General features: G+C 72.7%; 9 protein-coding genes. 4 read left to right on the top strand and 5 right to left on the bottom strand.

Annotated elements, in window-relative coordinates; all coding sequences use genetic code 11:
• Positions 1–137: 137 nt before the first annotated feature.
• Complete coding sequence (locus tag ACFC1X_RS01775) at positions 138–794, top strand: phosphatidylserine decarboxylase (RefSeq protein WP_161330558.1); 657 nt, start codon at positions 138–140, stop codon at positions 792–794.
• 22 nt (positions 795–816) lie between these two features.
• Complete coding sequence (gene pssA / locus ACFC1X_RS01770) at positions 817–1,635, top strand: CDP-diacylglycerol--serine O-phosphatidyltransferase (RefSeq protein ID WP_376348510.1); 819 nt, start codon at positions 817–819, stop codon at positions 1,633–1,635.
• Positions 1,636–1,808: 173 nt separating this feature from the next.
• Here pssA and ACFC1X_RS01765 read toward each other — a convergent pair whose 3' ends face one another.
• On the bottom strand, positions 1,809–2,933 hold the full coding sequence (locus ACFC1X_RS01765; RefSeq protein WP_376348508.1) for a glycerate kinase: 1,125 nt from the start codon (positions 2,931–2,933) through the stop codon (positions 1,809–1,811).
• Between the two features lie 183 nt (positions 2,934–3,116).
• Between ACFC1X_RS01765 and ACFC1X_RS01760 the strand changes: the two genes are divergently transcribed.
• Together ACFC1X_RS01760 and ACFC1X_RS01755 are read left to right on the top strand one after the other, a co-directional pair.
• Positions 3,117–3,611 (top strand): NUDIX domain-containing protein, encoded by a 495-nt coding sequence (locus tag ACFC1X_RS01760; RefSeq protein WP_376347830.1) that lies wholly within the window; start codon positions 3,117–3,119, stop codon positions 3,609–3,611.
• A 41-nt stretch (positions 3,612–3,652) separates the two neighbouring features.
• On the top strand, positions 3,653–4,378 hold the full coding sequence (locus ACFC1X_RS01755; protein ID WP_376347828.1) for an NAD-dependent deacetylase: 726 nt from the start codon (positions 3,653–3,655) through the stop codon (positions 4,376–4,378).
• Between the two features lie 34 nt (positions 4,379–4,412).
• Here ACFC1X_RS01755 and ACFC1X_RS01750 read toward each other — a convergent pair whose 3' ends face one another.
• The 4 genes from ACFC1X_RS01750 to ACFC1X_RS01735 form a co-directional block, all read right to left on the bottom strand.
• On the bottom strand, positions 4,413–5,264 hold the full coding sequence (locus tag ACFC1X_RS01750; RefSeq protein ID WP_376347827.1) for an LLM class flavin-dependent oxidoreductase: 852 nt from the start codon (positions 5,262–5,264) through the stop codon (positions 4,413–4,415).
• A 178-nt stretch (positions 5,265–5,442) separates the two neighbouring features.
• Positions 5,443–5,937, bottom strand: coding sequence for a methylated-DNA--[protein]-cysteine S-methyltransferase (locus ACFC1X_RS01745; RefSeq protein WP_376347825.1), 495 nt, complete (start codon positions 5,935–5,937; stop codon positions 5,443–5,445).
• Between the two features lie 19 nt (positions 5,938–5,956).
• A complete protein-coding gene (locus tag ACFC1X_RS01740; protein WP_376348507.1) occupies positions 5,957–7,429 on the bottom strand; it encodes an AlkA N-terminal domain-containing protein in 1,473 nt (490 codons plus the stop codon).
• 142 nt (positions 7,430–7,571) lie between these two features.
• Positions 7,572–11,486, bottom strand: coding sequence for a glycoside hydrolase family 2 TIM barrel-domain containing protein (locus ACFC1X_RS01735; RefSeq protein ID WP_376347823.1), 3,915 nt, complete (start codon positions 11,484–11,486; stop codon positions 7,572–7,574).
• Between the last annotated feature and the right edge of the window lie 145 nt (positions 11,487–11,631).

The following is an 11,631-nucleotide window of genomic DNA, read 5'->3' as shown; positions in this document are numbered from 1 at the left end:
AGGTCACACCCCGTAGGCAGTGTTCGGCCGCCGACTCGGCTTCCTGGCTTACCCAGTTGCGGCTGAGAGCCGCTACGATCGCCGGAAAGCCGCCGTCCCCCGTCAGTGTGCGGCATCATCCGCTACGAAGGTCATCCATGCCCCACAGCCAAACCTCTGCACCTCGCGACAGCCTCGCCGGCGTACGCCTCGCGCGCGGAGCATCGCCGTGGCTTCTGCCGACCGTCGCCACCGCAGCCGTCAGCCTCCTGCGCGCCCGCCGTTCCGGCGCGGCCAAGGCCGTCGCCGTCCCCGCCACCGCGCTCGCGGCCGGGATGCTGTGGTTCTTCCGCGACCCCGAGCGCGAGATCACCCAGGGCCGGGTCATCTCGCCCGCCGACGGTGTGGTGCAGAGCATCATGCCGTGGAAGGACGGCCGTACCCGCGTCGCGATCTTCATGAGCCCGCTCAACGTCCACGTCAACCGCGCCCCGCTGTCGGGCACGGTGACGTCGGTCGAGCACGTGCCGGGCGGCTTCGTTCCCGCTTTCAACAAGGAGAGCGAGAACAACGAGCGCGTCGTGTGGCACTTCGACACCGAGCTGGGCGACATCGAGATGATCCAGATCGCCGGCGCGGTGGCCCGCCGCATCGTCCCCTACGTGCCGCAGGGCACCAAGGTCGAGCAGGGCGACCGGGTCGGTCTGATCCGCTTCGGCTCGCGGGTCGACCTGTACCTGCCCGAGGGTGTGGAGGTCGACGTCGAAGTGGGTCAGAAGACGGTGGCTGGGGTGACTCGAATTGACCGTGATTGATCCACAGACCCAGGCCGGCTGGGTGCCCGAGGCCGACGAGATGGACGAAGAGGAGGAGATGCCTCTCTCGCTCCGTCTGTCGATAGCGGACACCCTCACTCTCGGCAACGCCACGTGCGGGTTCATGGCGGTGTACTTCACCACCACCGGGATCCTCATCCCGCACCTCATGGGCAGCGACGAGTCGGGCATGGCCCGGCACAGCGCGGCCACCGCGGTCATCCTGATGCTGTGCGCGGCGATCTTCGACCTGTGCGACGGCCTCGTGGCGCGCAAGCTGCGGTCGTCGCCCATGGGCGCGGAGCTGGACAACCTCTCCGACCTGATCAGCTTCGGGCTGGCGCCGGCGTACTTCGTCCTCGTCTACGGCATGGTCGCGGACGACGCCTACCAGCGAGTGGCGGCGGTGGGGGCGATCGTGGTGCTGCTGGCGGTGGTGCTGCGGCTTGCGCGGTTCTCCTGCGTCACCGTCAAGGACGGCACCTTCCAGGGCATGCCGTCGCCGTTCGGGGCGCTGACGGTGGTGTCGATCGTCCTGCTGGAGCTGCCGTTCGTGGCGACGCTGCTCGCGATCATCGGGACGGCGTGGCTGATGGTGAGCCGGGTGGAGTACCCGAAGCCGCGGGGGCGGCTCGCGGTGGCGATGCTGTCGTGGATCGTGCTGTCGATGGGGCTGCTGGCCGCGTGGGCGTTCGACGCGCCGAGCGGGCAGCTGCTGCTGCAGACGGGGTGCGCGTTGCAGCTGGTGATGGGGGCGGTGATCCCGCTGTTCGCGACGGCTCGGCGGGTGAACAACTTCCGTGACAATCGGCGGGAGGCGCGGGCGGCGCAATTGCCGTGACGGCGTCTTGGCAGGGCCCCGGACCCGGGTTGGGTTCGGGGCCCTTCGCTTTGGCCGGGCCCGGCGCTGGTGCCGCCCTCGCTGGGGGCTCCGCCCCCAGACCCCCGGGCCTTATGCCCACCCACCACCCGACTCGGTGGGATGGGAGGGACCGCAACAACGCCGTTCAGCACTCAGCTCAGGAAGTCCCGGGCGATGTCCTCGGCCACCCGCTCCAGGATCGGCCCCGCCTCGGCGATGCACTTCTCCACGTCCGGCTCGACGGCAGTCAGCGGGTACGCCCGGCGAATCCCGGCCCGCCCCAGCGCCTCCGCCGGCAGCGCCAGCCGCCCGCACACCGCGACGACCTCCTTGCCCGCGGCCCGCGCCGCCGCCGCGACGCCCGCCGGGGCCTTGCCGTGCAGGGTCTGCTCGTCCAGCGAGCCCTCCCCCGTGACCACGAGGTCGGCCCGCTCCAGCGCCGGCGCGAAGCCCAGCACGTCCAGCATCACCTCGATGCCGGGCCGGAACCGCGCCCCGAGCAGCAGCGCACCGTATCCGATGCCGCCCGCCGCACCGGCACCCGGCGACGCCGCGTACTCGGCGGCCCGCGCGCCCACACTCTCCGCCTGAGCCAGCACCTTCGCGAAGTGCGCGAGGGCCGCGTCCAGGGCCGCCACGTCCTCCGGCGAAGCACCCTTCTGCGGGCCGTAGACCGCCGGGGCGCCCTTCGGCCCGGTCAGCGGATTGTCGACGTCGCTCGCGAGCACCAGCTCGACGTCCGAGAGCCGCGGGTCCAGACCCGACAGGTCGGCCGAGGCCAGCCCGGCGAGGCCGCCACCGCCCGGCGCGACCGGCTCGCCGTCCGCGTCCAGGAACCGCGCGCCCAGCGCGGCGAGCATCCCGGCACCGCCATCCGTGGTCGCACTGCCGCCGACGCCGAACACGATCGTCCGGGCCCCCGCGTCCAGCGCGGCCCGCAGCAGCTCGCCCGAGCCGTACGTGGAGGCGGTCAGCGGCGCGAGGACGCCCTCGGGCAGCCGCTGCAAGCCGCTGGCCTCGGCCATCTCCACGACCGCGGTGTCCTCGCGGAGCGCGAACGCCGCCGTCACCTCGTCTCCGAGGGGCCCGGCGACCCGCACCTCACGGCGCTCGAACCCGGCCGCGACCGCCGCGGCCACGGTGCCGTCGCCGCCGTCGGCCACGGGCAGCGCCTCGACCCGGACGTCCGGCGCGACACGGCGCAGCCCGGCCGTCACCCGCTCGGCGACCTCCACGGCCGTCAGCGACCCCTTGAACTTGTCCGCGGCGACGAGCACCCGACGGGCCCCGTCCACAGCAGCGTCAGCCACCTTGATCTCCCCTTGCTCTCCGAGCCTTGCGCACGTCAAGGCAGTCGCGCCGCTGCGACCATAACCGGAGGACACCCGCGTCGTCATGCCCTGCCCGCACCCTGGAACGACCGTGCCGGGGGCGGGCCCGGCTCTCGCTACGCTTTCGGGATGACCACTCCTGACTACGCCACCTACATCGCCGGTCTCCCCCGTGTCCTCGCCGGTGCCGCCGCGCTCTTCCGGGACGCCGAGGGACGGGTGCTGCTCGTCGAGCCGAACTACCGCGAGGGATGGGCGCTGCCCGGCGGGACGATCGAGTCCGACGACGGGGAGACGCCGCGGCAGGGCGCCTGGCGGGAGACCCTGGAGGAGATCGGTCTCGACGTGCGGCTCGGTCCGCTGCTCGCGGTGGACTGGGTGGGCGGGACGGGCCGCCCGCCGATCGTGGCGTACCTGTACGACGGCGGGGTGCTCTCCGAGGACGACCTGAAGGCGATCAGGCTCCAGGAGGAGGAACTGCTGTCGTGGCGGCTGGTGCCGCGCGGCGAACTGGGCACCCACCTGCTCGGCACACTGCACGGCCGGGTCCTGGCCGCGCTGGACGTACTGGCGGACGGCAGCGGCCCGGCGGAGCTGGAGAACGGCGTCCGGGTCGGCCGATAACCGTTCGCCGGGCGGACCGCGGCCGCCCTACCCTCGACCGCATGACCAGCAAGCCGCTCGTCGCCGTCCTCAGCGGGGCCGGCGTCTCGACCGACTCCGGCATCCCGGACTACCGCGGTCCGAACGGGCTGTGGCGGCGCGACCCGGAGGCCGAGAAGCTCGTCACGTACGAGTACTACATGGCCGATCCGGAGATCCGGCGCCGCTCCTGGCTGATGCGGCGGGCGAACCGGACGCTGGGGGCCGAGCCCAACGCGGCGCACCGGGCCGTGGCCGAGCTGGAGCGTTCGGGGGTGCCGGTCCGCGTGATCACGCAGAACGTGGACGGCCTGCACCAGCTCGCCGGGCTCTCCGCCCGCAAGGTCCTCGAACTGCACGGCACCGCGCTGAGCTACGTGTGCACCGGCTGCCGGGTCCGCGGACCGATGACGGACGCGCTCGCCCGGGTCGACGCCGGTGAGGACGACCCGCCGTGCCTGGAGTGCGGCGGGATCCTGAAGTCGGCGACCGTGATGTTCGGCGAGCGCCTCGACCCGGTGGTGATGGGTGAGGCGCTCGCCATCACGAAGGCCTGCCAGGTGTTCGTCGCCGTCGGCACCAGCCTCCAGGTGCAGCCCGCCGCCGGTCTGGCCGGCGTGGCCGCCGACCACGGCGCCCGGCTGATCATCGTCAACGCGGAACCGACACCGTACGACGACATGGCCGACGAGGTGGTCCGCGAGCCGATCGGCACGGCCCTGCCCGAGCTGCTGCGCGGGCTGGGCTGAGCGCCCGGCGGGTCGGGACGCCGGGCGCGGCGCGTCAGAACAGGGCGTCGGCGAGGCGGTCGACCTGCTCGGGGTCCGAGGCCCAGCAGTAGAGCACGACCTCGTCCGCGCCGATGTCGTGGAAGGCGCCGACGGCCGCGCGGATCTCTCGCGCGGTGGTGAGCAGGCCCTTGGTCATGTGCTCGGCGCGGCCGGTGAAGGCGTAGTAGTCGCGGAGGTTGTGGAGGGCCCGGTCCACCGTGCTCCGGGGGCCGAGCGCGACACTGGCCTGGGCGACCAGGCGCGGTCGGCCGGGACGGTCGTACGTCCGCCAGACCGCCTCGACGTCGCGGAACAGGCCCGCCATGTGCGCGGGCGGCAGTGCGGCGCCGAGGAAGCCGTCGCCGAAGCGGCCGACCCGGTCGAGTGCGGCCGGGGCGAAGCCGCCGAACAGGATCTCGGGCCCGCCGGGCGTCGCGGGGCGCGGGCCGATGGGGCCGACGTCCCGGCCGTAGGGCTCGCCGTTCCAGATCCGGCGCAGGACAGTCAGCTGCTCGTCGAGGCGGCGGCCCCGGCGGTGCAGGTCGATGCCGGCGGCGAGGCAGTCGTCGGCGCGGCCGCCGACGCCGATGCCGAGCGTGAAGCGGCCGCCCGACAGCCGGTCGAGGGTCGCGGTCTGCTTGGCGAGCAGTGCGGTGTTGTGGACCGGGGCGATCAGCACCTCGGTCTGGACGCGGATGCGGGATGTGGCGCCGGCGAGGGTCGCGAGGGTGACGAGAGGCTCGGGGTTGTCGAAGACGAGCCGGTCGAGCAGGCCGAGTGTGCTGAACGGGCCGGCGTCCGCGCGCCGTGCCCAGGTCAGCAGCAGGGCGGGGTCGTCGATGGGAAGGCCGAGGCCGATCTTCATGGGAGCTGTCCTCCGGAGGGCATGCCGAACAGTGGCGCCGCCCCTCCGTGGCTTCGCGCGCTGTGCGCGGGCCTGCTCCCGTTCTGCGGCATGCTTCTGGAGAGCCTCGTTCTCAGAGTTCGCTGACCTTAACGCCGCCCGCGCGACGCGGGCAACGTCTTTTGCCCCTGGAACACCCCTAGAACAACGGCGCCGGTCCCGCCGTGCCCCGTTCGAAGTCCAGCAGCCGGCGCTTGCGCTCCAGGCCGCCGCCGTAGCCGGTGAGGCCGCCGCTCGCGCCGATGACGCGGTGGCAGGGGACGATGATGCCGATCGGGTTGCGGCCGTTGGCGAGGCCCACGGCTCGGGAGGCGGCCGGGTTGCCGAGGGCGTCGGCGAGTTCGCCGTAGGTGCGGGTCTCGCCGTACGGGATGCTGCGGAGTTGGTCCCAGACCGTGCGCTGGAAGGGGGTCCCGTTCAGGCGCAGGTCGAGGGTGAAGTCGGTCAGCCTGCCGTCGAAGTACGCGGTCAGTTCCTCCTGCGCCTGCGCGAACGGTGCGTCGTCGGGCGTTCCGAAGGTCTCCTCCGGCGGGCGGTGGCGCTGGTCGGTCATGTAGAGGCCGCACAGGACGCCGTCCTCGGCGACGAGGGTGAGGGCGCCGTAGGGGCTGTCGACCACAGTGTGCTGTTTCATGATGGCTCCTCGGCCGGGCTCACACGGGCAGGAAGTTGATCGGGTGGCTGTCGGTCGCCCACAGGTACTGGACGGCGTACGCCCGCCAGGGCCGCCAGGCCGCCGCGTGGGCGGTGAGCGCGGCCGGGGTGGAGGGCAGGCCCAGGTCTCCCGCGGCGCGGCGGATGCCGAGGTCGGTGGGGAGGAAGGCGTCGGGGTCGCCGAGGGCGCGCATGGCGATGACGTCGGCGGTCCAGGGGCCGAAGCCGGGCAGCGCCAGGAGCCGGGCGCGGGTCTCGGACCAGTCGCACTCGACGCCCAGGTTGACCGAGCCGTCGGCGAGGTGGGCGACCAGGGTGGTGAAGGTCGTGCGGCGAGTGCGCGGCATCGCCAGGGTCTGCGGGTCCACCGCGGCGAGTGCGGCCGTCGACGGGAAGAGGTGGGTCAGGCCGCCCTCCGGGTCGTCGACCGGGTCGCCGTGCGCCGTGACCAGGCGGGCGGCGTGGGTGCGGGCGGCGGCGGTGGAGACCTGCTGGCCGAGCACCGCCCGGACCGCGAACTCCGCCTCATCCACCGTGCGCGGCACGCGGCGGCCGGGCGCCTTGTCGACGAGCGGCGCGAGCAGCGGGTCGGCGCGCAGTTGGTCGTCGATCGCCGTCGGGTCGGCGTCCAGGTCGAGCAGCCTGCGGCAGCGGCTGATGGCGACGGTCAGGTCGCGCGGGTCGCTGAGGGTGAGGCGGCAGGCGATGTGGTCGGGGCCGGGGGTGAGGGCCACGATGCCGTGACCGTACGGGAGGCGCAGGGTGCGGCGGTAGGCGCCGTCCCGCCACTCCTCCACGCCGGGGACGGCGGTGGCGGCGAGGTGGCCGAAGAGGTTGTCGGGGTTGAGGGGGGTGCGGAAGGGGAGGCGGAGGGAGAGGGTGCCGGGGGTGGTGCCGGCGACGCGGTGCTTCGGGGCGCGGGTGCGCAGGTCGCTCGGGGAGAGCGCGAAGACCTCGCGGACGGTGTCGTTGAAGGTGCGCACGGAGGCGAAGCCGGCCGCGAAGGCGACGTCCGCCATGGGCAGCGGGGTGGTCTCGATCAGCACCCGGGCCGTCTGGGCGCGCTGCGCGCGGGCGAGCGCGAGCGGTCCCGCGCCCAGCTCGGCGAGGAGCTGGCGTTCGACCTGCCGGGTGCTGTAGCCGAGGCGCGCGGCGAGGCCGGGCACGCCCTCGCGGTCCACGACGCCGTCGGCGATCAGGCGCATGGCGCGGGCGGTGAGGTCGGCCCGCTGGTTCCACTCCGGGGAGCCGGGGCTGGTGTCCGGGCGGCAGCGTTTGCACGCCCGGAACCCGGCCTGTTGGCAGGCCGCCGCGCTCGGGTAGAAGGTCATGTTCTGGGGCTTGGGCGGCACCACCGGGCAGCTGGGCCGGCAGTAGATGCGGGTGGTCAGGACGGCCGTGAAGAACCAGCCGTCGAACCGCGCGTCTTTGGACCGGACGGCGCGCACGCAGCGCTCGGTGTCGGTGTGCATTCCCGTCTGCATGGGTCCAGGATGGTCCACCGGCCGGGCGGGCGCTGGCGAGAATCCGACATGGACCTCGCGCTTCCTGGGCCTGCCCGGATCGCCGGGTGGGGGGAGCCCGGGTTGCCCCGGGCTCCCCGTCCGTCCCCGGTTACTCGGTGGCCGTGGGCCGCCGCGAGGCCGCTGTCGCCTGCTTCACGTCCGTCAGCGGGCGCAGCCGGTAGGTGTAGGCGTAGTCCCGGTCGGCGAACAGCTTGAACTCGTCGTGCGTGTGCGCGCCCCAGCTGTTGTCACCGCCGACGCCCATCTGGCGGTGGTTGAGGCGCAGGACCACCTCGTCCCGCGGCGTCAGCTGGTAGTCGTGCCGGACGCCGGCCGACAGGTCCTCCGGCGTGAAGTACGAGGCGTTGGCCTCCAGCAGCGGCTCGCCGGACGCGAGCAGGCCGACCCCGTGGCGGTCGGTGAGGGCGATCCAGCGGACGTCGGTCTTGTTGCCGTTCTCCTGCGGGCGGATGTAGGGGGTCCACTGCTCGGCGACGGTGCCGGAGTAGAGGCCGACGTCGGTGCCGGTGTTGCGGTCCCAGTGGTTCTCCTCGGGGCCGCGCCCGTAGTAGTGCAGGCGGTCCAGGCGGCCGGGCAGGAAGAGCAGGGTGCCGATCTCGGGGATGTAGGGCAGGGTCGCGGCGCCCGGGTGCAGGGTGTTGTCGACCTTGATCTCGCCGTTGCCGAACACGGTGTAGGTGGTGGTGTACGTCGACTCCACCGTGGTCGGCAGGGTGCCGCTGACCTTGATCTCGACGGCGCGGTCGCCGAGGGGCCGCACGGCCACGTCCGTGACCTCGCGGCGGGTGCCGGCGTCGCGCCAGGTCTGGTTGCGGGTGTGCTGGCCGTTGCCCTTGTCGTTGTCGGTGGGTGCCCGCCAGAAGTTGGGCGCGGGCCCCGAAGTGAGCAGCCGGGTGCCCTTCGCCTCGTAGGAGGTGATGGTGCCGGTGCGCTTGTCGACGGTGACGGAGAAGCCCTTGCCGCGGACCCTGACGTCCTTGTCGCGGTCGTCGTGGCGCAGGGCCGGGACGCTCGCGAGCCGTACGAGGGCCGCCGCGGGGGCTTCGGGGCCGACGGGGAGCTGCTGGCGGGCCACCTCGAAGCCCGCCTTCGCCCACGGCGTGGAGTCCTTGGTGGTGAAGGACAGTTCCAGGAAGTACTCGGTGCCGTCGTCCGTGTCGTCCGGGAGGCGGACGGGGACGGTGATGTCCTTGGCCGCCCCGGGCGCCACGTCGAGCTGGTCCCGGGTCAGCCTTCCGCGCCGCACCACCCGGCCGTCGGCGACCAGCTCCCACCGGCCGTCGAACTCGCGCAGGCCGGTGAACAGGTACTCGTTGGTGAGGGTGACCGCCCCGGGGTCGCCGCCGGGCCGGCGGGTGGCGTGGATCGCCTGGTAGACGCGCTTGACCTCGGCGGTCTTGCCGGTGTGGCCGCGGTCGGCGGTGACGATGCCGTCGGCCACGAAGGCGCCGTCGTTGGGGTTGTCGCCCCAGTCGCCGCCGTACGCGAGGAAGGTCTTCTCCCGGGGCCGCTTCTTCTCGGTCTTCACCGTGGCGGCGTCGAACCAGAACCGCACGCCGTCGTCCTTCGGACCGCGGTCGTCCCGGGCGAGTTCGCCAGCGGAGAGCGCCCGGGCGTAGACGCGGGCGCGGCGGATCCTGCCGCTGAACTCGCGGGTCTGCGCGTCGGCGTCGGTGGCGAGGGCGAGGGGCGCGGTGTTGCCGCTGGGGCGCCGGTCGGTGGTGCGGGTGGCCCGTACCACGCCGTCGACGTAGAGGGTCAGCGTTCCGGCGTCCGCGTCGAAGACACCCGCGAGGTGGTGCTCGCGGCCGGTCCAGTCGTCCGGCACGTCCCAGTTCGCGGTGATCCACTGGCCCTCGGAGTGGATGAAGAACTCCAGCTTCCGGTCGTTCTGCTTGAGCGCGTACTGGGTGTCGCCCTTGGCGATGAGCGGCTGGTGGTAGCCGGTCACGTGCGGGGTGATCCAGGCTTCCAGGGTCAGGGAGTCGCGGAGGTCGAGGCTGTCGTCGCGCTCGAAGACCGTGATGCCGGACAGGCCCTCGTCCCGGTCCAGCCTGCCCCGGGTGGCCAGGATCTCGCCGCGCAGTGCGGCCGGTCCGGACTCGGTGAGCAGGGTGCGGGCGGGGACCGGGGTGTACAGGGACTGGTCGACGAAGTCCCAGATCCAGCCGCCCTGGAGCACGTCGTGGGCGCGTACGACGTCCCAGTACTTCTTGAAGTTGCCGGTGGAGTTACCCATCGAGTGGGCGTACTCGATCATGACGTACGGCCGGGTGTCGGAGGTGTCCCGGGCGCGCTGCTCGACGCGCTGCGGGGTGTCGTACATCTCCGAGCGGATGTCGCTGATGCCGGGGCGGTCGTCGCCCTCGTACTGGATGACGCGGGTGGGGTCGTAGGAGCGGATCCAGTCGTGCATGGCGGTGAAGGTGCTGCCGCCGCCCGCCTCGTTGCCGAGCGACCAGATGACGACCGAGGCGTGGTTCTTGTCGCGGTGGACCATGTTCTGGGCGCGGGCCACGCAGGCCTCGGTCCACTCGGGGTGGTCGCCGGGGTACTCGTCGCGGATGCCGTGGGTCTCCAGGTTGGTCTCGTCGACGAGGTAGAGGCCGTACTCGTCGGCCAGTTCCAGCCAGTACGGGTTGTTGGGGTAGTGCGAGGTGCGGACGCTGTTGATGTTCGTCCGCTTGATGATCCTGGCGTCCTCGGCCATGTCCTCGCGGGTGAGGGCGGTGCCGCGGGAGGGGTGCATCTCGTGCCGGTTGGTGCCGCGAAAGGAGACGGGCCGGCCGTTGATCCGCATCAGCCCGTCCCTGAGCGCGAACTCGCGCAGGCCGACCCGGTGCGACAGGGTCTCGACCACCTTGCCCGCCGGGTCCCGCAGCCGCAGCACCGCCGTGTACAGGTACGGCTGCTCGGCCGACCAGAGCCGGGGCTCGGGCACCGCCTTGGCGGCCCGTACGGTGACGTCCTCGCCGGGGCCGGCCGTGCCGAGGTCGGCGGACTGCTGCAGGGGCCGGGACCAGACGGCGTGGCCGCGCGCGTCGTAGAGCTGGGTCTCGACGGTGTAGCGGCCGGTGCCGCCGTCGCCGTACGCCCGCACGCTGGCGGTGACGGCCAGCTCGGCGGCGGTGTACGTGTCGTTCAGCGGGGTGTCGAGCTTGAAGTCGCGCAGGTGCACGGCGGGGGTGGAGTAGAGGTAGACCGAGCGGAAGATGCCGCTCAGCCGGATCATGTCCTGGTCCTCCAGCCAGTCGCCGTCGGCGTAGCGGTAGACCTCCACGGCGATCTGGTTGGTGCCGGGCTTGAGGTGGTCGGTGATGTCGTATTCGGAGGGGGTGTAGGAGTCCTCGTCGTAGCCGACCAGTTCGCCGTTGATCCACACGTAGTGGGCGGACTTGACGCCCTCGAAGTGGAGGAAGGTGCGGCGGCCCGTCCAGTCGCGGGGGACGGTGAAGGTGCGCCGGTACTGGCCGACCGGGTTGTAGCGGGTCGGCGCGGTGGGCGGCTGCGGGTCCTCGCCGCGTCCGTTGGGGCCCCAGTACGGGTAGGTGATGTTCAGGTAGATCGGGAAGTCGTGGCCGTGCAGCTGCCAGACGGACGGGACGGGGATCGTCTCCCAGTCGCCGTCGTCGGTGTCGGTGCGGTGGAAGTCGGCGTCCCGGTCCTCGGGGCGGTCGGCGTAGGCGAACTTCCAGGTGCCGTCCAGGCTCTGCCGGTACGGCGAGCGGGTGCGGTCGGCGGCGAGGGCCTGCTCGACGTCCTGGTACGGCATGAGCGTGGTGTGCGGGGGCTCGGTCCCGAGCCGGAAGACGCCGAAGTCGTTCCACTCCGGGGGCGCGGCGGGCTGCGGCCGCCGTCCGGCCGCGTGCGCTCCGGCGGGCGGCGCGGACAGGGCGAGGGCGCCGAGGACGGCGGCACCGCCCTCCATGAGACGGCGGCGGCTGACGACGGTGCGGGGCGGGCGGGCCGGGGATCCGGTGGGTGACACGGGCGAGTGCGGCATGACCGTGGCCTTCCGTGGGTTTCGGGGGCGGCTCAACACACGGTGCTGTGGAAGCAGTTGACACTGGGATCGTTCACAACTGCCGGTGACGCGGCGACTACTGAGTCAGGGTCACCCTAGGACCCGCACACAAACGAATCAATTA

The organism is Streptomyces sp. NPDC056128 (assembly GCF_042263835.1).
Taxonomy (GTDB): Bacteria; Actinomycetota; Actinomycetes; order Streptomycetales; family Streptomycetaceae; genus Streptomyces.
Note: the sequence above shows the minus strand (reverse complement) of the source record. Positions and strands in the feature narration are given on the sequence as shown.